This is a genomic window from Sphingobacterium sp. BIGb0116 (assembly GCF_024808035.1).
GTDB lineage: Bacteria > Bacteroidota > Bacteroidia > Sphingobacteriales > Sphingobacteriaceae > Sphingobacterium > Sphingobacterium paramultivorum.
Genome location: NZ_JANUDT010000013.1, coordinates 138,376 through 162,727, shown reverse-complemented (window position 1 = coordinate 162,727; position 24,352 = coordinate 138,376). Strand labels below are relative to the sequence as shown.

At 38.1% G+C, this 24,352-nt stretch carries 16 protein-coding genes; 15 read left to right on the top strand and 1 reads right to left on the bottom strand.

Annotated elements, in window-relative coordinates; translation table 11 throughout:
- Positions 1–43 precede the first annotated feature (43 nt).
- Complete coding sequence (locus tag M2419_RS26105; protein WP_153845730.1) at positions 44–2,353, bottom strand: putative monovalent cation/H+ antiporter subunit A; 2,310 nt, start codon at positions 2,351–2,353, stop codon at positions 44–46.
- Between the two features lie 412 nt (positions 2,354–2,765).
- Here M2419_RS26105 and M2419_RS26100 point away from each other — a divergent pair, with 412 nt between their 5' ends.
- The 15 genes from M2419_RS26100 to M2419_RS26030 all read left to right on the top strand — a co-directional run bounded on the left by M2419_RS26100 (position 2,766) and on the right by M2419_RS26030 (position 24,199).
- The gene (locus tag M2419_RS26100) at positions 2,766–3,287 is read left to right on the top strand and encodes an RNA polymerase sigma-70 factor (RefSeq protein ID WP_153845729.1); all 522 of its coding nucleotides are present in this window, start codon (positions 2,766–2,768) and stop codon (positions 3,285–3,287) included.
- 52 nt (positions 3,288–3,339) lie between these two features.
- On the top strand, positions 3,340–4,491 hold the full coding sequence (locus M2419_RS26095; RefSeq protein WP_153845728.1) for a FecR family protein: 1,152 nt from the start codon (positions 3,340–3,342) through the stop codon (positions 4,489–4,491).
- A gap of 233 nt (positions 4,492–4,724) precedes the next feature.
- Positions 4,725–8,345 carry a SusC/RagA family TonB-linked outer membrane protein gene (locus M2419_RS26090; protein WP_259256116.1) on the top strand — a complete coding sequence of 1,207 codons (3,621 nt, stop codon included), beginning with the start codon at positions 4,725–4,727 and terminating at the stop codon, positions 8,343–8,345.
- 11 nt (positions 8,346–8,356) lie between these two features.
- Positions 8,357–9,829, top strand: a complete 1,473-nt coding sequence (locus M2419_RS26085) for a RagB/SusD family nutrient uptake outer membrane protein (protein WP_153845726.1) — start codon at positions 8,357–8,359, stop codon at positions 9,827–9,829.
- Positions 9,830–9,833: 4 nt separating this feature from the next.
- Positions 9,834–11,204, top strand: a complete 1,371-nt coding sequence (locus tag M2419_RS26080) for a substrate import-associated zinc metallohydrolase lipoprotein (RefSeq protein ID WP_153845725.1) — start codon at positions 9,834–9,836, stop codon at positions 11,202–11,204.
- Positions 11,205–11,207: 3 nt separating this feature from the next.
- Entirely contained in the window at positions 11,208–12,539 is a 1,332-nt protein-coding gene (locus M2419_RS26075; protein WP_153845724.1) for a DUF4302 domain-containing protein, read from the top strand.
- Between the two features lie 161 nt (positions 12,540–12,700).
- Complete coding sequence (locus M2419_RS26070; protein WP_153845723.1) at positions 12,701–13,441, top strand: hypothetical protein; 741 nt, start codon at positions 12,701–12,703, stop codon at positions 13,439–13,441.
- Between the two features lie 29 nt (positions 13,442–13,470).
- Positions 13,471–13,911: a PH domain-containing protein gene (locus tag M2419_RS26065; protein WP_153845722.1), complete on the top strand. Its 441-nt coding sequence runs from the start codon at positions 13,471–13,473 to the stop codon at positions 13,909–13,911.
- 480 nt (positions 13,912–14,391) lie between these two features.
- Entirely contained in the window at positions 14,392–14,919 is a 528-nt protein-coding gene (locus M2419_RS26060; RefSeq protein WP_153845721.1) for an RNA polymerase sigma factor, read from the top strand.
- Positions 14,920–14,965: 46 nt separating this feature from the next.
- Positions 14,966–16,117: a FecR family protein gene (locus tag M2419_RS26055; protein ID WP_153845720.1), complete on the top strand. Its 1,152-nt coding sequence runs from the start codon at positions 14,966–14,968 to the stop codon at positions 16,115–16,117.
- A 257-nt stretch (positions 16,118–16,374) separates the two neighbouring features.
- Entirely contained in the window at positions 16,375–19,953 is a 3,579-nt protein-coding gene (locus tag M2419_RS26050; RefSeq protein ID WP_259256115.1) for a SusC/RagA family TonB-linked outer membrane protein, read from the top strand.
- A 3-nt stretch (positions 19,954–19,956) separates the two neighbouring features.
- Complete coding sequence (locus M2419_RS26045; protein ID WP_153845718.1) at positions 19,957–21,555, top strand: RagB/SusD family nutrient uptake outer membrane protein; 1,599 nt, start codon at positions 19,957–19,959, stop codon at positions 21,553–21,555.
- A 1-nt stretch (position 21,556) separates the two neighbouring features.
- Complete coding sequence (locus M2419_RS26040; RefSeq protein ID WP_227550153.1) at positions 21,557–22,471, top strand: putative zinc-binding metallopeptidase; 915 nt, start codon at positions 21,557–21,559, stop codon at positions 22,469–22,471.
- Positions 22,472–22,476: 5 nt separating this feature from the next.
- A complete protein-coding gene (locus M2419_RS26035) occupies positions 22,477–23,340 on the top strand; it encodes a DUF4302 domain-containing protein (RefSeq protein ID WP_153845717.1) in 864 nt (287 codons plus the stop codon).
- 196 nt (positions 23,341–23,536) lie between these two features.
- Complete coding sequence (locus M2419_RS26030) at positions 23,537–24,199, top strand: hypothetical protein (protein ID WP_153845716.1); 663 nt, start codon at positions 23,537–23,539, stop codon at positions 24,197–24,199.
- The last annotated feature ends 153 nt before the right edge of the window (positions 24,200–24,352 follow it).

Here is a 24,352-nt window from a genome sequence, read left to right as displayed (position 1 = left end):
GCAATGAGTTATCAGCTCATTTGTGCATAACCTTTATCTATCATTATTCTTTATCAGAGGATTTTAAACGTAATTTTAATAAGCTATATACCCCTAATGCAGCAATACTCAATACCACAATTTCAAACATGGTGTCAAAACCTCTGAAATCCACAAGTATTACATTGACGACATTTTTTCCTTTAGCAAGCACATAAGCATAATCGCCATAGAAATCACTGATATTGGTTGTCGTTGGTTCATGGAGTACACGGAGTGCGACCATGGATAGCAAGATTCCAAAAACGATAGCGACCACGGCGTCGCGAATGATGGTGCGTCGGTTGGCCAAATTCAGAAAAGAAGGGAGCTTAAAGAGTACCAATACGAAGAGTACCACCGTGAGTGTATCAATGGTGAATTGCGTCATCGCTAGATCTGGGGCACTGTAAAACACGAAAATAAGACATATGGCATAACCTACAACACTGGTGGCTACTACGGCTGTTAAACGGGATGAGGTGCGGATGGTGAGTACAATGGCGCCGATCAAAATGCAGACTGTGGTGACTTCGTAGAAACTCACAGGAGATAAGGTTTCCCATTTGATATGGAGTGGCCCGCCCAGGTATAACTGGTAGGCGATCAATAATTCGGCAAATAAGATAATTTTCAACAGATACGAACGCAAATAGCCGTTGTGCATTTTGTTTGTGAAGAAGGTAGAGAACAAAACAATTTCCTGCGCACATAATCGGATGATATATTCAGGAGAAATCTTATTGAAATTTGCAATCCAAGCCAATTTTTTCTCGCTGGGCCTGTTTGTGAAATAAAGTAACGTACCAGCGGCAATTGTAATAGCGCTTAATAGCAGGATTAAATTAAAGCCATGCCAGATTTTCAGCTGAAATGTTTCGGGTTTTGCGAGTATGCTTGTTGCAGTAGGTCCAGCGATCCATTCGCCGATAAGTCCGGGGATACAGCCAAAAACAACACCGAGAACGGCTAAAAGTAGAGGTGGGATCCACATGGCTTTATAGGGCAGGTGGATTGTATTAAATTGCTCGGGTAGCTTACCCATAAAAGGTTTGATACCGGCCATAAATCCAGCAGAGACCAAGAGTATATTTGTTACTACTGCAGCGATGGTCAAATAGAGAAATAAATCGGGTGTGGCATGTAGTGTTGCCTCATAAATCAGATCCTTTCCAATAAATCCAAATGTAAGTGGAATACCTGCACTGGAAAGTGCCGCTAGGAAACCTGCTATAGCGACAGGCATTAATACCCTGCGTAGCCCCCGTAAGACTGTAAGATCCCGCGTTCCCGTTTCATGGTCTATAATTCCCGTAATCAAGAATAAGGCAGCTTTATATAAGGCATGTACGAGTATAAAGACACTTGCTGCGATAATGGCATCCTTGGTGCCGAGTCCCAATAAGAAAACCAAAATACCGAGGGCGGATATGGTTGAATAAGCGAGTACTCCCTTGAGGTCTGTTCTGAAAAGCGAATGGAATGCGGCATAAAGCATCGTGAGGCCACCAATGGCCATAAGGGAATACATCCAGATCGGGTTGCCCCCAAGTATCGGTGAAAAACGGGCCAAAAGGTAGATTCCTGCCTTTACCATGGTCGCCGAATGTAAGTAGGCCGACACAGGTGTTGGCGCCTTCATGGCACCGGGTAACCAAAAATGGAAAGGGAATTGTGCTGATTTCGTAATCGCTCCAAGTGCTACGAGGCCAAAGACCAGGGGAAAAAGTGGATGTTGCTGAATGATCGATACTTTGCCGATGAGTGCTGTAATATGGTAAGTACCGGCAATATTACCCAGCAAAATAAAACCTGCCAGTAGAAAAAATCCACCCAACCCAGTAATGGATAGTGCGGTCAGTGCGCTTTTGCGCGAATCATTTTTGTCATTGTTAAATCCAATGAGAAAAAATGAGCTGATCGAGGTCAGTTCCCAGAAGATAAACAATAGTAACATGTTGTCCGACAGGACAAGCCCCAGCATAGCCGACATAAAAAGGCAGAGGTAGCCAAAGAATCTATCGATATACCGATGACCTTTGAGATAGGCATTCGCGTAAAAGAATATACAGGAGCCGATCCCAGTAATCAATAAGGCAAAAAGTAGTGACAGTCCATCTAATTTAAAATCCAGATTGATGCCTAAGGAGGGCACCCACGACGTTGATTGTACGAAATAGGAGCCTTGACCAATAGGTACAATATATTGAGCAAAGTATAAAAATAGAAGTACCGGTAAGAATGCGAGAATAAAACCCCATTTGGTTTTTAGGAATCGACCAAATGGAACAATAAGGCTCGATGATATTAGTCCTGACAGAACAGTAAATAGCATTTAGTCTTTGTTTTAATTTTTTATTGAAGTGTTTGTTTTATTTGTCAATAAGAACCTTCTATATTTCATCGTTGCCAACGCTTATATGGCGATGAAGGTTTTTTAAAAGTCTACAATATAGTAAAAAAAAGCGAAAAAATGCTAATTTTTGACCGTTTTTCCTCTATATAAATGATAAAAGCAGGGATTTTGTTTTGAATTCGGAAAAAAAATCAAGGTTAAAAATTCTTAAAAAAAATGCATGAAAAAACACTAATTTATTGAGAAATATGATTTTTACGCGATGATATTCATATTTTATGTAATAAAAATGTTAAATCTTGTTAAACAAAATTTAAAAATTCTATCTTTAGAGTAGTTAATCAGCCGCCAAGGACTGTTTCTAATCAATTTTGTTATACCCGTTGGAATTATGGGCCCTGAAGAGAAGTTATTTAGAACGCATTATAAAAGCTTGTGTCATTTTGCATGGAAATTTGTAGGAGAGTCTGCTATTGCAGAGGATTTGGTGCAAGAGGCATTTATTACATTCTTTAGAGAGCAGCAACGAATGGATGAATCCGAAACTTTTGTACGGAACTATTTATATACTGCGGTGCGGTTTTCTTGTCTGAAGCATTTAAGGCATGAAAAAGTAAAGGAAAAGTATTGGACCCGAGTAAAGTTCATTGAGGAAGATGCGCATTCAGTTGAGCTTTCTATGATTCATACCGAAGTGATCAATGAAGTCTATCGGATTATTGCTGAAATGCCGGCTGCTTGTCAGAAAATTTTTAAGATGGGCTATTTGGAAGGGTTGTCGAATCTTGAAATTACAGAAAGACTTCAGATCAGCGTAAATACAGTGAAAACGCAAAAACAGCGTGGTATGAAGATTTTATTAGATAAGCTACACCCCGAATTTTTACCCTTTATTATTTTTTTATTAAAATAATTTTAATTTCCTGTCACCCTTGACGAATCTATAGGGTTTCTAACCTATAGATATGAAAGCTAATACCAATTACATAGCCAAACTCATCAATAAGTTACTTCGTGGTCAAGAAACCATGACGGATTGGGATGCTATTGAGCAATGGCGGAAATCTGACAAAAGTAATGATGATTTGCTTGAGAGCTTTCGGGACGCAAAAAATATTGAGGAGGATCTTATCTTTTTGGACAATTTGGATGAAGATGGTGCTTGGCATAAAATTCAACATGTTTCCGCTAAAGCAAAGAGAAATTATAGACCACTTCTTCGTGCGGCAGCCATTCTCGTAATATTGCTGGGAACATCGCTCTTTTATATCCTTCAGCAGAAAGGTAAAGTTTTAGAGAAAGTAGCAATTGTACATCCTGTAAAAGGGGATATTTCACCGGCGAAATCTGGAGCTTTACTCGTCCTGGCGGATGGATCGATTATGCCTTTGGAGAAATCTAACAAAGCTGTTGATCCGAAAATAGTTGCCTTAACGAATAAAGATAGTGTTGATCAACTGAATAATCCGAAAGCAGAGACTCGAATACAATTTAATACGCTGGTTGTTCCTAAGGGTAATTTTTATAAATTAAATTTAGAAGATGGTACTCAGGTTTGGGTAAATGCCAACTCTCAGCTTAAATTTCCTGTAAAGTTCAAAGAAAATGAGCGTCGCGTCATCTTGGAGGGGGAGGCTTACTTCGAGGTTGCTCATGAAGCTGAGCGTCCTTTTGTTGTGGAATCTAGAGGAAGCGAAGTGAAGGTGTTGGGGACACATTTCAATGTTAACGCTTATAGTAGTAATGTCCGTACGACATTATCCTCGGGAAGAGTTCAAGTTAGCCATTCAGGCAATGTTATCGTTCTTGAGCCCGGAGAGTATGCGAATCTCAAAGGTGAACTTCTCAGCAAAGGGAAGGCAGACTTAGATCACGATCTTTCCTGGCATAATAATCAGTTTTATTTTAAGAAAGAAACGATTGTAGAGATTGCCTCTACACTATCTAAATGGTACGATGTTCAGGTTCGATTTAAGAAAGATGTGGCGCTGGATAAGGTGTATAACGGTAATTTTAAACGCGATGTTAAGCTGTCCGAAGTTTTGGAAATGTTGACTTACGTCTGCGATTTGAAATTTGAGCTTCAAGGAAAAGAATTAATTGTCGAAAACAAATAAAAAGGAGTGCTTATGTAAGAGAAATAATACCTAACCTAAAGGTCTTACATGTAAAGTAGAACAGGAATGTTGCAGCATCCCTGTTCCGAAATGATCAAAAGGCCTAGAAATTTTTAAAGCGAATTAAGTAAACCCAATTAACCACAAAGAGTAAATGTATGAATAACTTACCATTTGGCAAAACGTGGCGACTGATACCTCATGACCCACGGTTTTGTAAACCTTTACGTATTATGAAAATTAGTACCTGCCTTCTTTTCGCCTTTGTGACCGGAGTTCAAGCCAACGGCCTTGCACAGAAAGTTACTTTAAAGATGAAAAACGCAAGGATTGAGGAAGCGTTGAATGCGATTTCCAAACAATCCAATTTGCAATTATTTTATGGGGAAAATGTTGATTCTAAGTTGAGGGTCAATGTGAACTTGAAAAATGCTTCGGTAGAAGAAGCGTTGAATTCTGTCCTACGTAATAATCATATAGACTATAAGATTATTGCCAATACGATTTCAGTGAATGGTGAGGAAGGTAATCGTTCGGATCGAATTGCGCTGCAACAGGGTGTCTCTGGAACTGTTAAGAGTCAGGATGGAAAAGGGTTGAGCGGTGCGACAGTAACCGTAAAGGGAACCTCTATTTCAACACAGACTGATGACTTGGGCCATTTTAAAATCAATGCTTCTTCATCGGCTGTTTTGGTTGTACGATATGTAGGATTTGGCACTCGAGAAGTCTCTATGGACGGTAAGTCAACCGTAAATATTACACTTACAGCTAATGATTTAAAATTAGACGAAGTCAACGTGGTTGCGACCGGATATCAAAATCTTGATCGTAAGTTTTTCACGGGAGCATCTACAAGAATTGATGCGAAAGAAGCCGAACGAGCTGGGGTTCCTGATGTTTCCCGAATGTTAGAAGGCCAAGCAGCGGGCGTCTCTGTTCAAAACGTATCCGGCACATTTGGTGCAGCACCAAAAATTCGGGTACGGGGTGCAACCTCATTAACTGGGGATAATAAACCCTTATGGGTAATTGATGGTGTCATCCTGGATGAGGCGGTCAATATCTCCAACGAAGCATTATCTACAGGAGATGCTAATACATTATTAGGGTCTTCTGTAGCAGGGCTAAACCCCGACGACATCGAATCGATTACTGTGTTGAAAGATGCTGCCGCAACTGCGATGTATGGTGCTGCTGCGATGAATGGCGTGGTCGTTGTGAATACAAAAAAAGGTAAAAATACAGATGGGCAGGTACATTTTAATTATTCTGGAAACTTTACGACCTATATTAAACCCAACTATAATCAATTCGATATCATGAATTCTGCTGAGCAGATGCAGTTGGTAATTGATATGGAAAACAAAGGTTATCTCAATCACTCTCAGGTTTCGAGAGCTGGAACAGGAGGGGTGTTTACCAAAATGTACAACCTTATGTATGAGTATGACCCTAGTACTGATTCTTTCAAACTCAGAAATGATGCACCTTCTCGTTATAATTTCTTACAACGTTATGCAAATGTAAATACAGATTGGTTTGACCTATTGTTTAGAAACAGTTTTGTACATGACCACTCGTTAAGTATGAGTACCGGAACTGCAAAAGCGCAGACCTATGCTTCAACCAGTTTTATGAATGATCCTGGCTATACGCTTGGCAATCAGGCAAAACGTTTTACGGCGAATATTCGTAACAACTATAAGATCAATGATAAATTGAGTACAGAGTTTATTTTTCAGGGAAATATCCGTGATCAACGTACGCCTGGAACTCTAAATCGTAACTCCGATGCCGTTTATGGTAGTTATTCCCGGGACTTTGACATTAACCCATACTCCTATGCGCTCAATACCAGTCGTATTATTACACCGTACGATGAAAATGGTGACCTAGAGTATTTTACGCGAGATTATGCGCCATTTAATATCTTCAATGAACTTGATAATAATTACATCAAACTAAAATTGATGGATATTAAAGTTCAGGCGGGTTTAACGTATAAGATTTTGCCCTCCTTGACCTATTCAGCAACCGGAATGTATCGTTATTATAATTCCGAAAGGCAACATATGATCACGGAGAATGCCAACCTTTCTAAAGCCTATCGGGCAAATCAAGACCAAACCGTCAATAGCGGAAATCGCTTTCTCTACGCTGATCCCGATTTTCCGAATACCGATAAATATGTTATTCTTCCCAATGGAGGATTTTTTAATGTCGCCAATAACAATATGATCAGTTATTATATGCGGCACAATTTGGAATTCAACAAAAAGTGGAATGACCATACCATGAACTTGTTTGGAACCTATGAACTCCAATATGCGGATAAGCAGAGCCACGATTTTAATGGACCGGGAATCGAATATGGAAATGGCAATCTGGTTTTACCTGCCTATAGGTATTATAAAAAGCAGATTGAATCTGGCGATTCACCATTTGCGATGAATTATACCTACGATCGTAAACTCGCTTATGCATTGCGCGGTGCTTATAATTATAAAGATAAATACTCATTTAACTTTACAACACGTTATGACGGGGCCAATAAAATGGGCCGTACGAATGTCGCAAGGTGGTTACCTACATGGAACGTATCTGGAGCATGGGATATCGATCAAGAGAATTTCTTTAATAGAGATAAAAAGATCTTGTCACGCGCTAGGTTAAGGGGAACTTATGGTCTGGTTGCTAATATGGGGAATGCTTCTAATTCTTCGGCCGTTTTCTATAATGCTATTACTTATAGACCTTACGACGGAGAAAAAGAAGGCAAGATTAGTATAAATGGCCTGGAAAATTCCGAGCTAACCTGGGAGAAAATGTACGAACTTAATATTGGTACAGATTTAGGATTTTTGAACGATCGAATCGATCTGAATTTTGATTATTACAGGCGTAATATATTTGATTTAATTGGGCCAATTCGTACTTCAGGGATTGGTGGACAATTTGAGAAATTAGCAAACTACGCTGATATGAAAGGTCATGGGGTTGATATTCAGGTTGGCGGATATCCATTTAAAGACCCGAATGGTTTTACCTGGCGTACACAGCTTACACTTGGTTTTAACAAAACGAAAATTACCAAATTAAATGTAACCCGCAATATCTGGGATCTGATTTCAGGCGAAGGTGGAGCAATGGTTGGCAAACCCCATAGAGGTTTGTATTCTCTGGACTTTGATAAGTTGGCAGCCAATGGAGGTTATCCGACCTATATCGGTACGGATGGTACTCCAGGTGAAACTTATTTCTGGTTTCAGGACAATCAAACGGAATTTCTTAAATATGAAGGACCGGTGGATCCGACGCTTGCCGGAGGTTACTACAACCGATTGGAATATAAAAATTTTAGTTTTTCCTTTTTGTTGAAGTTTGGTTTGGGCAATATGGTTCGTCTACAGCCTAATTATTCTCCTGTGTATCTAGATATGTATAATGTATCAAGGGAACTGATCAATCGTTTTATTTACAAAGGCGACGAATATTTAACAGTAATTCCTTCTACACTCGATGGGTTAACTGCAGAATTTGATGTCCAGAATGCTGCTGGTAACCGTACGGCATCTGTTTATTCTTATAATGCTTACAATTATTCATCAGAACGTGTAGCAAAAGGTGATTATCTACGTTTATCGCAAATTTCAGTTGGATATAATATTCCTCAATCTGTTGTCAGTAAAATTAAATTTAGAACTGCGCAAGTAAATTTGGTGGGTAATAACCTCTGGTTGATTTATTCCGATAAAAAATTAAATGGAGTCGATCCTGAGTTCTATAACAATGGAGGGGTAGCCTTACCCGTTCCGAAGCAAGTAACTCTATCTGTAAAATTGGGATTTTAAACGACTAAATTATGAAACTTACAAATCTTAAATATTTATTCATTTCTTCTACGCTGCTACTCAGCAGTTGTAACAAATATCTGGATCAGCAACCGGATATGCGCGCCGAGATCAATACGGTTGATAAAGTCAAAAGACTGATTACGTCAGCTTACCCTTTTGGTAATTATCTTGCTATGGCCGAAACCTATTCAGATAATGTGGAAGATAAAGGTGTCGGCGATCTATACCAGCCAGTTCCTTTCTTATATTTTTGGCAAGACATCAACAATAATGATACAGACAGCCCCAATAGCTACTGGAATAATTGTTACGCAGCGATTGCAGCTGCAAACCATGCTTTGGCAGCAATTGAAACGAATAACTTCGGGAAAGAGATTGCAGCGTTCAAAGGTGAGGCTCTAGTTGCAAGGGCGTATGCGCATTTTATGCTCGTAAATTTCTTTGCAAAAGTCTACGACTATAAAAATCCGGAGGCTAATACTTCACCTGGGATCCCATATGTTACTGAACCGGAGACCGTGGTGATCAAAAAATATGATCGTGGAACGGTGAAATCTGTTTATGATAATATTCGGAAGGATCTGGAAGAAGGATTAGCACTTTTAGACGGGAATCCAGCAGAATGGAATGTACCAAAATACCATTTTACACCAGCTGCTGCACATGCCTTTGCAACACGATTTTATCTGTTTACCGGCGAGTGGCAAAAAGTGGTTGACAATGCTAACAAAATTTTTGCAGGAGGAAATTTTGCAGGAAAATTAATCCCCTATAATTCCACATTCAAGAAAATGACCTTCGAGGAGGTGCATACGGTCTTTTCCAAAGCCGATCAACCTTATAGTTTGCTGATTAACGAAACTTACAGTGGTTATCAACGCTGGTGGAATAATCGTTATGCTATGGGTATCAATGTGTTTCAAAAGATTTATAATGGTAATACTGCTGCAGGAGCGAAGTTCTATAATTTCGGTGTCTCCTATGGTGCTCCACACTATACTACCTATATCTGGAAGGAATTTTGGTACGTAACAAATGCAACCGCAAATACAGGATTTCCTATGCTTATGGTCCCGGTATTAATCACAGATGAGGCACTAATGAATCGAGCAGAGGCTTATTTGGAATTGGGAAATAATGCAGCTGGTATTGCCGATATGAATTTAATGGCAAGCAATCGAATAGATGGTTACAATCCTACAAACCATGCTGTAACGGCTGCAAAATCCAAAGCATTTTTTGGTGTTCAAGATGATAAGGAAGCACTTATTCAGACGGTTCTACAATTTAAACAAGTTGGATTTATGTCGATGGGTTTACGTTGGTTCGATATTATTCGTAAAGGCATAACAGTAAGACATCTTGTTATTGCCAACGATGAGAGTGAGTCTTATATCGAATTAAAACCTGAGGATCCACGACGTGTTTTCCAGATCCCACAAGAAGCGAAGTTGTCAGGTGTTGAACAAAATCCAAGGTAATTTTATGAAAACGATAACAAAAACATGTATAATAGTCGGTCTGTTTGCCGGTTTATATTCCTGTGTAAAAGAGGAGAAGCTGAATACTAAAATTGAAAATTACGACACCTTTGTTCCAGGAGCTATCGACGAATGGATTACAAAGAATCTGACCGATCCCTATAATATTGAAGTAGTCTATCGGTATCAGCGAAATATGCATGATATCAATAAAAATATAGCACCGGCAGACGAATCCAAGGTTATTCCGCAAATGGATGTGGTAATTAATGGATTTTTGGATGTTTATAAGAAAATCGGGGGAGTACCCTTTATAAAAACATACACACCCAAACAGTTTGCTTTATTTGGATCAGGTGACTACGATGTGGATGGTTCAGTAAAAGGTGGAACTGCAGACGGAGGTAGAAGGATCACTTTGTATGGGGTTAATAATTTTGACATTGCGAATTCAAATTCTGTAACCGGTAACCTTCAGGTTATTCACCATGAATTTACCCATATCCTTAATCAGATGAGATTTATCCCTGCTGAGTTCGGAAAAATCTGTGCAGGTGATTATTACTCGAATTGGACTGCACAGGAGAATGACCAGGCAAAAGCAAGATCATTGGGCTTCATTACACCTTATTCGAGAAAGTCGATTGGAGAAGATTTTGCTGAAGTCTTATCACATTTAATCGTCGCTGGTCAATTATATTATGACGATTTTGCTTACGATAGTGGAAAGGATGCTTACCCCAAGTTTAAACAAAAAGAAGCGATTGTACGGGATTATATGATGCAAAATTTTAACATCGATGTAACGCAATTGCAGATTGAATTTCAGCGCGTCATGGCGGAAAAATATAAATCTAGCCGGTATTCCGCCACAACAGCATTAAGCAATGACTATGTTGGTTCGTTGGACTGGGATATCCGAAACACCTGGGGATTAGAAAACACGATTTCCAGCAAGCAACGATCACTATTTATGGCAATTTTGGATGAGCTCGGAGGCTGGACCACCAAATCAATGACCTTCCAGTTTGTCTCCGCCACAAAGGCGACATTAAACATCGGTTTTGGCGATAATAGTGTAACCTACACGGCATCCTATGACTTTGATATTGTAAAAAATGCAGACAATACATTTAAAATCGCTAAGTCGGCGACCCAAGGGACAGGCAATAATTATGGTAATGGTAACATCGACTGGGTATTAAAAGATACGAAACCCCTGATCGATTATTTGGGCAGTACTAGTTTTTCGGCCGACTGGAAACAAGTTGATTTGTCGGTTAATCCGAGCGATTATCTGCAATTTTTGATCTTAAAAGATACAAAGGATCCAAATGCAACATTTATGGGCAAAGTAAATTTAAGGAAGTATTAAATTATGAAAAAGATATTTTATTTAATGTTTTTGGTCCTATTGGCTTTCAGTTGTAGCAAACCAAAAGAAATGGATCCCATATTCGGTAATCCCGACGATAGGATTTCCGATACATTATTGTATGTTAAAAAGACATTGGTAGATGCACCATACGGATGGAAAGCTTATACAACCACGGAGATATCCAAAGGGGGATATGGCTTCTATATGCAGTTTGGTGAAAATGATCGATTAAAGATGGTTGCGGATTTGAACGAGACTACAGCTTCTGTGATAAAAGAGTCCACCTATCGCATACGTCAGATAATGTATGCTACGCTTTCTTTTGACACGTATAACTATATTACTATGTTGCAAGACCCAGATCCTAGTGTGTATGGTGGAACAGCTGGAAAAGGGCATGGTAGTGATAATGAATACGATTACGTGAAGACCCATGGCGATACCTTGTTTTTTCAGGGACGGAAGTTTATTAAACCGCTTATTTTGGTTAAAGCAAAAGAAGATGAAGCCAAAAAATATACTTCGAAGGGCTATCTTGATGTAATTAATAAAAACAAAGCATTTTTTAAGAAAAACCCCTTGACCTCTATTGTTGTGGGCAATGTGGAAGCAGAATTGGCATTTGGTTTTCGAACCAAAAGAATGTCTATTATTACAGCCAATTCAGATGGAAGCTTTTCTTCTTCTTTTGTTGAATTCTGTAATACAATTGACGGTATTGAAATCGTTGGCGGAGTGGTGATAAATAATGTTCAACTAAAACGTTTCATATGGAAGGATGAGAATTCTCTTGTTGGTCTTGACAAAGATGGTAAGGAATATCCGTTGAAAATTAATTCTTCTTCTGTGGTTCCGTATCTTACAGCGTTAGGGGCAAGTTTCTCTGTGATTACAATTCCAGATGCGACCACGTATAATGGCTGGAGTACAAATTTTGCAACACGTAAAGCGCAAGCAAAAGCAGGAATTAATAGATGGGCATTCGACGGGGTTAATTTCTTTATTTTAAGGACCATAGATTTTAAGTTCCAATCGGTTAATAAAAGAATGTCTATTGTGTTTAATACGACATACGAAGGTTCGAAGACATTCAACCTAACCTATAACTATACCTATACAGTTGAAAATGGTAAATTTAAGTTTACGTTAAGTGGAACACCTTCGGGGAATGATGGAGCTCTTTATAACGATGTACGCTATTTACTGCAGGAGCGGATCAATGTAGATACATTTGAACTCGGGTATTTCGTGAATTCTGAAACTGGGGAAGTTATGTCTCAATTTAAGAGCGTTGAGCATCCTGATTTTTATTTTACAGGCCAAAATAATTAATGTTTTATTTCAGTATCGATCGGGCGATGTTCGGGTCGATACTGATATTTTTATGTATAATAATATGGCTTGGCCATGTGAGCTGGATTATGATGAATATTCGTTACCTACTTATCTATTTTTCAGTTCTTATTTTTTGTGCTTGTTATAGGCAGACTCATGTGATAAAGACTGAAATTATAGGAAAGCTTCCCCTATCAGCGCCCTTCTATATCGATTTATATAGTTTCGAGACAGGTGAAAAGATGATGTCTGATACATTAGATCAAGAAGATTTTGATTTAACTAGTAAATCGCTTCCAAAGGGGATTTATCAATTGGTTTTTTCGTGGGAGCGGGATGTTGTGAAGTCGCAGGAGATTGAGCGATTTGCCCGTCAGCCTGAACTTGGTACACCAAAGTATTATATTTCAACTACATTTTGGCTCGATCCCAATGAGTCCGGAAAATATAAGTTCTTGCTTGAAAGTCCTGGTAAACAAGCGGAGTTAGAAGAACTACTGTTGGCTAAAAATGGAAGCAAATCTATTAAAATGGCGGTTGTATCAGGTGGGAAAAACAACAAGTTATATAATGAATACTTAACACTAGTGGATCGTTATAAGGATAAAAACAGACATCAAAAAGATAGTCTTCAGCAAGTAGCAGTACGTTATAGTGATCATAAATTCTTGCAAGAAGTAGGTCGGATACAAAAGCTCTTATCAAAAGACTGGTTGGATAATGTGAAGAATGAATTATTAGCAGATGAAATCGATTTTATGAAAAGGAATATTGACAATGAGGTCATTCATCGTATTTATCAAATTCAGTTAAACAATAGAGAAGATGTCGAACGGTATCGTGAAATATATAACTTGTTTCCATTTAACGTGAGACAGAATTTGGCCGCTAGTAATTAAAATAATAGACCTATTAAAAATCATTAGTTATGAGAGAAGTCTTTAAAACACAGATAAACTTCGGTAGTTATATCTGGGGAGTTGCGATGATTATATTTATCGTGATGCTATCTTATGAAGGTCTTGAAAAAGGACTGTATCTAGGCACACTATTGTTATTTGGCGTATTCGCGATAACTTGGTATTTTACATTCTTTTACAAAAGGTATTGGATTGAAGGCGATAAGCTTTTTATTAAGACAGTCTCGGGTACAAAGTCTGTAGATGTTACTTCTATACGTAAATTAGAAACTGATAAGGTAGACTGGTTTGGTACGATGAGACTTACAATTTTAAGGCCTTATAGAAAAGGAATGGTACTGCACTATAATAAGATTGACGATATATTCGTTGATCCAGAAAATCCTGCCGAATTTATTGATAAATTAAAACAGATTGCACCGAATATCGATGTCATAGCAGGTAAATAGTTTACCGTTTTGAGTCACTTATATCGAACCAAATCTGTTGTTAGATCCTAAAGTTACTTATGCTAAACGACTCTGGCTTCCTGCTAATTGGAGATTCAGTGATATAGTCGATAAATCGCCATAAATAGAGCGTCCTGTATAGTAAATTGTAGCTATTCCTTAGGAGTATGAGCTGAAAAAGATAAGCATTACAAATCTTTGTTACAATAAAAATTGGCTTTTGGGGAACAATCCCATTTTGTGTGTTATTCTTCGTTTTTACTTTCTTTAAAGCAATTCCCATTTATTTTTCATTGCCGATTTTCTAAGTTTATAAGGACAAAAGAGCATATGAAGTTCTGCTTGGTAACTTTTTTGTGTGAATAATAAAAAATATTTAGCACTTTTACCACACAATTATTAAGCACTTACATGTAAGTGCACATATATGTCCTAAAACATCCGCTACGAAGTACAATTTGTAGTCACGGAATCTTAACAATGCAGAAGGAAGAAGTATTATTTAAAACACACTATAACGGATTGTGCCACTTTGCTTGGAAAATTGTTGGTGATTTAGCTGTGGCTGAAGACCTGGTTCAAGACTCATTTGTCGCTTATTTTAAAAACACTGAGCAAGTCAGTGACAATGAGATTGCGGTTAAAAATTACTTGTATAGTTCGGTTCGTTTCGCCTGTTACAATCATATTCGCCACGAAAAAGTACAACAAAGATATTGGAATGTCGTGGGTTTTACAGAAGAGGATAATATAGCCCTTGAATTAAACATGATTCATAGCGAGGCCATTCAGGAAATTTACAGAATTATCGAACAGATGCCAACCTCTTGTCAACAGGTCTTTCGCCTTGGCTATTTAGATGGCTTGTCTAATCTTGAAATAACCCGGGAATTGAAAATTAGCATCAATACCGTAAAAACCCAAAAACAACGCGGTATGAAAATGTTGTTAAAACGGCTAAATCCTGAGTTTTTACCCGTTATTATATTTTTGTTAAAAAATATTTAAATTCTTGTCACCCCTTTTCTAGCCTTAAGTTTCTTTACTATACAATATGGAAGAAAACTCAGGGCATATCTCCCAGCTGCTTCAAAAATTTTTATTCGGTCAATTGACTGAGGTAGAAAAAGTACAATTTGAAGAATGGCTACAGGCTAGTGACCAAAATAGACGGCTTCTAGAATCATTTCGAAAAGCAAAGAGTATTGAACAAGATTTGGCCATCGTTAAGCAATTAGATGCAAATAGAGCTTGGGAAAAACTTAATACCAAGAAAAATAAAACTAATCATAAGTGGTTTATCGGCATTGCAGCTTCGTTACTTCTATTGACCAGTTTTTTCTATCTATGGCAGAGCAGTTATTGGGCGACAGATGACGATGCTGTACATAATCTAACTTTGAATTTGGGGCAGGATGTCGAACCGGCACAGAGTGGGGCCATTTTACAGCTGTCCAATGGTGAAAAGGTTGTATTTAATGACAAGACTTCCAAGACCTACGATAAAAACAAAACATTTGTCGGAAATGCCTCGGAATTAATCGTTAAAAACGATAGAAGTGAGCATGTATCTCATTTGAATGCGCTCATAGTACCGCGTGCAAGTTTTTACAAAATTACATTGAGTGATGGTACCAAAGTCTGGGTCAATGCACAGTCTAAATTAAAATTTCCAGCACAATTTTCAGAAAATGAAAGAAGAGTGAGTTTAGAGGGGGAGGCTTATTTTGAAGTGGCACACGATGCTAAAAAGCCTTTTTTCGTTGATTCAAAAGCTGGTGAAATCAAAGTTTTGGGCACGCATTTCAATGTATTTGCTTATCACGATGATATCCGTACAACTTTAGTCGAGGGAAAGGTCGAAGTAAGACAGAAGGACAAAAAACTAGAACTGAGTCCAGGAGAATTTGCATCCCTTTCAAAAGATTACGTAATAAAAGGGAAAGCTGATATTCAGCAAGATTTAGCTTGGCATAACAATGAATTTTACTTTAAAAAGGAAACGATTGTAAATATTGCCCATCAATTGTCACGATGGTACGATTTAGAGGTAAAATTTAGAGGTAATGTACAACTCAACAAAGAATATAGTGGCAGTATACAGCGCGATGTAAAACTTTCTCAAGTGTTGGAGATGCTATCTTATGTTAGTGACCTTCGATTTGAAGTTCACGGCAAAGAATTGATTATTGAGAACAAAGACTAACTTATTTTAAAACATAAAACTAATTCAGCGAGGCTTATGATATAATACTACTATCCAATCATTATAGCGCCCCCAAAAAGAGAACAGGAATGTTGGCGCATCCCTGTTCAGAAATGTGATCAAAGGGCTCATAACTTAAAAGTGAACTATTAATTACCTAATTAACCACAAAATGTAAATGTATGAATAACTTACCATTTAGCAAAGCCTGGTCCTTGTTACCCCAAGATCATAGGTTTTGCAAACCCTTACGTATTATGAAAATTAGTACATGCCTTTTATTCGCATTTGTAACCGGTGTTCATGCAAAAGGAACAGCACAAAAAGTTACATTGAAAATGAGGAATGCACGGATTGAGGAAGCGCTTTCAGCAATATCCAAGCAATCTAATCTACGTGTTCTTTATAGTGAAAATTTAAACGCTAAATCTCGCGTTACAATCAATCTGAAAAATGCTTCAGTAGAAGAAGCATTAAAATCGATTCTAAGCGATAAAAATATTGAGTATAAGATTATTGCAAATACAATTTCTGTCAATAGCAATGTAAAGAACGAAGTAGTTTTCGAGAGTATCCAACAGTCGATCAGCGGAACTGTTAAAAATGCTGATGGAAATCCGTTGGCTGGTGCTACAATCACGGTCAAAGGAACCTCTATTTCTACTCAAACTGATGCAAACGGACATTTTAAGATAAATGCTGGGGGAAATGCGGTATTGGTTGTGCGATATGTAGGATTTAACAACACTGAGGTTGCTGTCAATAATAGAAGTACAATCACTATCATATTGGATTCAAATGAAAGACAGATCGAGGAAGTTGTAGTGACAGGTCTTGGAGCTAAAATTGACAAGAGAACATTTACAGGAGCTACCGCTAAAGTCGATATGAAAGATATTGAATTGGGAGGGCTTCCTGATCCTTCTAGAGCTTTGGAAGGACGTGTAGCCGGTGTATCGGTTCAAAATACAACTGGAACATTTGGATCCGCACCGAAAATTAGAGTTCGTGGAGCAACATCAATTTATGGTAGTTCAAAACCACTTTGGGTAGTGGACGGTATTATTATAGAGGATGTGGCAAATGTTTCTTCAGATGATCTTTCTTCAGGGGATGCATTGACGCTAATCAGTTCCGCCGTAGCTGGATTAAATGCGAATGACATCGAGTCGTTTACCGTGCTAAAAGATGGTTCTGCAACATCAATTTATGGAGCTCGGGCGATGGGGGGTGTTATAGTTATTACAACTAAAAAAGGAACTGCAGGTAGAAATTCTGCAAGCTATGTAGGAGAGTTTACTTCCAGAGCTATCCCTTCTTATAATAATTTTAATATCATGAACTCCCAAGAGCAGATGGCGTTTTATCAAACTCTTGAACAAAGAGGGTGGCTAACAATGGCTGATGTTGCTAATAGGTCCGAATCGGGAGTTTACGGAAAAATGTATCAGTTGATCAAAGCGGGACAATTAGAAAATACACAGGGGGCAAGAAATGCTTATTTAAGGCAAGCTGAATACCGTAATACAGACTGGTTCAAACAATTGTTCAGCCGAACGATTATGCAAAATCATTCGGTCAGTCTTTCTTCAGGTACAGACCGAGCACAGTATTATACATCCATCAGTGGAGTTTTTGATAACGGATGGACGCGTAAATCTGATGTGAAGCGTTACACCGGTATGTTTAATGCGTCCTATAATTTGTTTGATAATCTAAAATTAGATCTAAGAACAAATGGTTCCTATAGGGATCAACGAGCTCCAGGTACAATAGGTTCATCTGTGGATCGAGTCTCCATGGAAATTAAGCGAGACTTTGATATCAATCCATATACATATGCGTTAAGAAATTCCAGGACACTCGATCCTAACGAGTTCTATACCCGGAATTATGCTCCTTTTAATATCCTGCATGAGTTGGATAACAATTACATGGATATCAATGCTGCTGATATAAAATTCCAGGGTGAACTAAAGTGGAAGCCTATTAAAGCCCTTGAATTGGGTGTATTAGCTGCTACACGCTATCAGCAAACTTCGCAACAGCATTATATCAAAGATCAGTCGAATCAGGCATTAGCCTACCGTTGGATGCCAACAACATTTATCCGTGACGCGAATCCTTTCTTATATACTGATCCGAGTGATCCTTATGCTGTTCCTGTTTCTGTCTTACCTGCTGGTGGTATATACAATCGTACCGACAACAAGATGTTTACGCGAGATTTACGTTTTACCGCAGCTTTTGATAAGACATTCAATGACATCCATAAATTATATGTATTTACTGGAGCCGAATCCAATTCCGTGAATCGTAATCAAAATTGGTTTAGAGGTTGGGGCTTACAATACGATCTAGGAGAGATCCCATATATTGATTACACCTTATTTAAAAAAAATCAAGAGGAAAATGCTGATTACTATTCTATAGATCGCAAAAAAAACGGTGATGTTGCTCCTGCGCGCAATAGACAAGTTGCTTTTTATGGTACCGCAAACTATACATTTGATAATAGGTATACGATCAATGGAACATTGCGTTATGAAGGTACAAATCGTTTAGGACGTACAACCTCTGCACGTTGGATGCCGACATGGAACGTTTCAGGAATGTGGAATGTAATGGAAGAGGATTTTTTCAAGAAATTGGAGACACCTTTTTCAAACCTGAGTTTTAAGGGTTCTTATAGTTTGACTGCTGATAGAGGTCCCGACTTTGTAACCAATTCGAAGATTATCATTCAAAGTTACAATCCATGGAGACCAAGTACAGCTGATAAAGAAACCGGTCTTTCTATTTCGGATCTGGAAAACTCTGAGCTGACCTATGAGAAAAAACACGAACTCAATATTGGTACCTCAATCGGTTTGTTCCGAAACCGTATTGCATTAGATGTCGATTATTATAAACGTAATAACTACGATCTTATAGGTATTGTCAATACACAGGGGCTAGGAGGAGAAATCTCGAAGTACGGTAACGTTGCGGATATGGAATCGCATGGTATAGAGCTTAGTTTATCTGCAACGATTTTGAAAAAAGAGAATTTCTCTTGGGTATCTAATTTTATCTATTCAAAAGCGAAGAATAAAATTACTGCCTTGGAAAACAACAGTAGAATTTCTGATCTAATTGCGGCAGGCGGCTACGGTGTAGAAGGTTATCCTGTGCGCCCCTTGTTCTCTATTCCGTTCAACCGTATTATTGAAAATGGATTGCCACTTTATAATTATATAGATGGCACGCAGACAACTACTGGTGTTTATTTTCAGGAGCGAAATAATATAGCTTTCTTGAAATATGAAGGTCCTACTGAGCCAACAGATATGGGAAGCTTTGGCAACATATTTTCTTATAAGAATTTTAAACTCAATGTATTTATTACCTATTCTTTTGGAAATGTGGTGCGATTAGATCCTGCTTACACAACAGGCTATACAGATTTAGATGCCATGCCGAAAGAGTTCGCAGATGCTTGGACAGTTCCAGGTGAAGAAGCATTCACAAATATACCTGTCATTTTGGATTCCCGTTTTATTCGGAACAATAGTCAGTATAGGTATGCATACAATGCCTACAACTATTCTACGGAAACTGTTGCAAAAGGTGATTTTATTCGCTTGAAAGATATCTCATTAGCGTATGAATTGCCAAAGAGTGTTGTTAAGTCCTTAAAGATGTCTAATCTAGGTGTACGTTTCAATATGGTGAATCCATGGTTGATTTATGCCGATAAGCGTCTAAATGGGCAAGATCCAGAATTTGTTAATTCAGGAGGTGTAGCTCTACCAATTGCAAAGCAATATACATTAACCTTAAAAATGGGATTTTAGCATATGAAAAATAGACTATCATACATATTGATTTTGGCCGGCTTATCGGCAATGGGCTTATCGTCCTGTAAAAAGTATCTTGATGAATTGCCAGACAACAGGGCCGAGTTGAATACTACCGACAAAATAGGTAAAATGCTAGTTGGGGCATATCCTAGCAGCGCTTATGTTGTGGTTACAGAATTGTCTTCAGACAATGTAGATGATGTAGGTCCGGTATATTTAAACTATCCAAGATTTATAGAAGAAATCTACAAATGGCAAGATATATCGGAGACGAATAACGATGGTATTGAACGTATTTGGGGAGCATGCTATAGTGCAATAGCCAGCGCCAATGCGGCGTTACAAGCAATTGAAGAGCAAGGAAATCCTACGAGTCTCAGTGCTCAAAAAGGAGAGGCATTGTTGGCTAGAGCCTATAATCATTGGATACTCGTCAATGTTTTTGCACAGAATTATTCAAAAACATATGGCACAACTGACCTTGGTATAACCTACATGACAAAGGGAGAAACTACTCTAAATCCCAAGTATGAGCGCAATACTGTTGCTGAGGTTTACGATTATATTAAGAAAGATGTTGAAGAAGGATTACCATTAATTAATGATGCTTCTTATGCGAATTCTAGTGTTGCAAAATATCATTTTAATCGTGCAGCGGCTTATACTTTTGCTTCCCGTGTTGCATTGTTTATGGAGGATTGGGCGAAGGTAGTTGATTATGCTACATTGGCCCTAGGTGAAAATCCGAGTACCACGTTGAGAGATTATAAGACTATCGCCCCCTTTTCAGCTACTTATGCAAACTTTACGCGCGAGTACAATGCAAGTTCTGTTAAAGCAAATTTTCTGATAGCGACCGCATCTTCTTCTATGGGGCAGACGTTTGGCAATTACTCAACCAATAATAGGCTTGCCCACGGAGGTAGTATTGCAATGACAGAAACCATTTTTGCCAAACAACCTTTTGGACAGGCCAAGGCGAGTACAGATTACAGAATTAAGGCAACGGTTTACTCCAGTACTACAACAAATAAGGTTATTTTTCCACACGTGGCGCGCATGTTTGAATACACCGATCAAGTAGCGGGTATAGGGTACACAAAAGGTGTATTTGCGCCAATTGTATCGGAGGAGGCTCTACTTAATCGAGCAGAAGCAAATATTCATTTAAAAAATTATAGTGCAGCTCTTTCCGATATGCAGATCCACATTGACAATAATACGATCAATGTTCCTGCTACAGTTAGTGAAGCTTCTATTAATACATGGGCAAATTCATTTGATTATTTTACGCCAACAGCACCTACACCAAAGAAAAAGTTGAATCCAGAATTTTCAATTGAGTCTGGTACCCAAGAGAATATGCTTCACGCTGTATTGTCTTTAAAACGACTGAAATTTTTGCAAACCGGTATGCGATGGTTTGATGTTAAGCGCTATGGAATAGAAATTACGAGAAGGGAGGCACCAGCGGTGTTTAATGGTACTGTGACATATACTGTTACAGATAATACACTTACCAAGCGCGATAAAAGACGTGCGATTCAGTTGCCGCAAGATGTTATTAATGCGGGCTTAACTCCTAATCCTAGATAATATGAAAAACAATAATCTATTAATATCAATATTAGTGTCCTGTGGAGTGATGTTCTCTGCCTGTAATAAAGAGGATAAACTTGATTCTAAAAGTGTTTTTGTGGATTCAGAAATTCCCAAAAATGCATTAGATAACTATTTGTACAACAACTATACAAAGCCATATAACGTAGAAATACTTTATAAATATGTTGACAAGGAATCCAATATGACCTATCGATTGGTACCAGCTCCATATGACGCTTCGATTCGTTTGTCGAAACTGATGTTGTTTTTGGTGATGGATCCGTATAGTGAAGTAACTGGAAGTACACAGTTTTTAAGAAATAATTTTCCAAAGATCATTACTTACACAGGTTCTGTACCAGTACAGACAAATGGTGTTATTATTCTTGGTACAGCTGAATCTGGTACAAAAGTTTCTTTATACAATTTACTGGAGCTCAATGAAGCTAATGGTAAAAATCCTCAATTCTTGACCAACGGATTCTTCAAGACGGTACACCATGAATTTCAGCATATCTTAAATCAAAATAAACCCTATCCGAGCAATTTTAGAGAAATTTCGGGTAGTAACTATATTGAAGATGAATGGAATACGAAGTATCCAAACACCCCAGTTGGAATTGGGACCGCTATAGCAGCCGGCTTCATATCGCCATATGCTTCTAAGGCTGATACTGAAGATTTTGCTGAACTGTATTCGTTCTATGTTACGCGAAGTCAAGCTGATTTTGATGCCATGTTGAATGTAGAAAATTCGACAGCAGCGGGAAGGGCATTGATACTATCAAAATTGGCTATTGTAAAAAGCTATATGAAGTCCGAATGGGGAATCGATATGGACATTTTACGTGCTAATATTATTGCCCGTTATCCTCGACTCAGTACATTTGATCAAACAACTTTAAATTAAGAAAAATGAAAATAAAACTATTTATACTCGCAATAGCCATTTTATCTTTGAGCGTAAGTTGTGAAAAGAAAATGGATCGGATCTTTGATGAGAGCCCGACTGATCGTTTGAATGCAAGTGTGTCCAATGTATATTCAACATTGCAGTCTAATAAAGATGGGTGGCTGATAAAATACTATCCAAGTAGCGCATTAGAGTTTGGTGGTTATACCTTATTTACAAAATTTACCAACGGGGTTGATGTTACTGTAGAAGGGGATATGACGACATTGGTAGCACAGACTAGTACCTATACAATCGTGCCAGGAGCAGGGCCTATTTTAACATTTGACACTTATAATCGCCTTTTTCATTATTTTGCATTGCCAGGGTATTTCAATAAAACAAGTGCGTATCAATTACCTGGTTTTCTAACGGCGCAAATCGGTTCCGTTAACGAGGGAATGAAAGGTGAAAATGATTTCCTGGTAACAAAAGCATCAGCAGATTCGATTGTTATGGAAGGTAGAAAGTCCTACAATAAGTTGGTGATGGTGCCGATTAAATCTGCAGACGCAGCTACAATTGTGGCAGCATATCGTGCAGCTGTTACAAAGTTTAATGCTTTTTCAAATTACAAATTCGAGGTCGGGACAGAATCTTTTCCTGCAACATTTGCTACAGCGGCAACGAAGAGAGCATTGCTTATCGCAGGAAATTCTAAACCTTATGCCTATCGTTATACGCCTACTGGACTTGAATTTTACACGGAATATGATGTTAATGGAGTGAAGTTTAGAGAATTGAAGTATGTAGAACCAACAGGTGTGTATACCAAAGGGTATTTTACCAACGATGCAGGTACGATCAAGTTAGTTCCACAAAGTTAAAAGCAATTTTCTCCCTGCGAAATCAGGGAGAAAGTTTCATATGTTTATTTAGTAGCCCCCTCAGAATATTTTTTGGAGGGGCTTTTTTGTAAATATTTTTTTCCATGTAATGAATCTATTGATTTAGTTGTCATAATTAAAGGATATAGGCCTTACCTTAATTAGTTTAATTCATATAAACCAAAGTGTAAATTTTATGAAGTATTTTTTTAGTGCCCTTTTACTTGTTTTTGCAGCTCAGTTATTTGCGCAACAAAAAACCAATCAGACTAAACATCTGCCATTTGAGACGATCTATTTTGCCGGTGTTCAATTTAACAATGCAAGCAATTTGAATAGGATTTTGAAAGATTATGATTCCGGAAAGGTACCTGGGTTTGGCTGGAATGCTGGAGCTGGACTTGCATACAGGATCAAACAAACCCTCATTGGCGTGAATTTTAGCCTGTCGACAAGCAGTAAAAACGACAATACGATGAACACAGGAGATTTTACGGTTTATGTATCTACCAATGCGATACATACAGGCAGATTGATCTTTAGTCCGCAGCTGGGAGTCGGTACGCAGTCTGCTACTTTTACCGTTCAAAAGAAAAATCTGAATGGGAAATTTGAAGATTTTTTGACAACGCAGTCCAACCAGACAAAATTGGAACATGATGCTGCTATTGTCGATTTAAGTGTTACGTTGAAAACATCTAATTCCGAACGAACTAGCTTTCGTCCGGAATGTAGAATAGGTTATAAATCGTCTATTGCACAGAATGAATGGAAAGTAGTGAATGCTGCAGTTTCAAATGTTACGAAGGATAGACTGGGCCATTTCTATGTACAGTTAGCTTGGGGTATTGGACGATAACAGCAAAACAAGGAATAGCGGATGCAGTTTATAAATTTAATCTAATGTTCGGACTTTTTAGTTAGCACCATTACCGCATAAGTTAACTTATCGTTATACTTTTGTGAATGCCCTACTTGAACTTGCTGTAAAACATATAGATAGTGAATAGGA

What these genes read in the sequence shown, in the direction of transcription:
- M2419_RS26105 (WP_153845730.1), bottom strand. Translation starts at nt 2,353, where the DNA reads ATGCTATTTACTGTTCTGTCAGGACTAATATCATCGAGCCTTATTGTT.
- M2419_RS26040 (WP_227550153.1), top strand. Translation starts at nt 21,557, where the DNA reads ATGAAAAACAATAATCTATTAATATCAATATTAGTGTCCTGTGGAGTG.
- M2419_RS26060 (WP_153845721.1), top strand. Translation starts at nt 14,392, where the DNA reads ATGCAGAAGGAAGAAGTATTATTTAAAACACACTATAACGGATTGTGC.
- M2419_RS26030 (WP_153845716.1), top strand. Translation starts at nt 23,537, where the DNA reads ATGAAGTATTTTTTTAGTGCCCTTTTACTTGTTTTTGCAGCTCAGTTA.
- M2419_RS26095 (WP_153845728.1), top strand. Translation starts at nt 3,340, where the DNA reads ATGAAAGCTAATACCAATTACATAGCCAAACTCATCAATAAGTTACTT.
- M2419_RS26055 (WP_153845720.1), top strand. Translation starts at nt 14,966, where the DNA reads ATGGAAGAAAACTCAGGGCATATCTCCCAGCTGCTTCAAAAATTTTTA.
- M2419_RS26090 (WP_259256116.1), top strand. Translation starts at nt 4,725, where the DNA reads ATGAAAATTAGTACCTGCCTTCTTTTCGCCTTTGTGACCGGAGTTCAA.
- M2419_RS26035 (WP_153845717.1), top strand. Translation starts at nt 22,477, where the DNA reads ATGAAAATAAAACTATTTATACTCGCAATAGCCATTTTATCTTTGAGC.
- M2419_RS26050 (WP_259256115.1), top strand. Translation starts at nt 16,375, where the DNA reads ATGAAAATTAGTACATGCCTTTTATTCGCATTTGTAACCGGTGTTCAT.
- M2419_RS26100 (WP_153845729.1), top strand. Translation starts at nt 2,766, where the DNA reads ATGGGCCCTGAAGAGAAGTTATTTAGAACGCATTATAAAAGCTTGTGT.
- M2419_RS26085 (WP_153845726.1), top strand. Translation starts at nt 8,357, where the DNA reads ATGAAACTTACAAATCTTAAATATTTATTCATTTCTTCTACGCTGCTA.
- M2419_RS26080 (WP_153845725.1), top strand. Translation starts at nt 9,834, where the DNA reads ATGAAAACGATAACAAAAACATGTATAATAGTCGGTCTGTTTGCCGGT.
- M2419_RS26045 (WP_153845718.1), top strand. Translation starts at nt 19,957, where the DNA reads ATGAAAAATAGACTATCATACATATTGATTTTGGCCGGCTTATCGGCA.
- M2419_RS26065 (WP_153845722.1), top strand. Translation starts at nt 13,471, where the DNA reads ATGAGAGAAGTCTTTAAAACACAGATAAACTTCGGTAGTTATATCTGG.
- M2419_RS26075 (WP_153845724.1), top strand. Translation starts at nt 11,208, where the DNA reads ATGAAAAAGATATTTTATTTAATGTTTTTGGTCCTATTGGCTTTCAGT.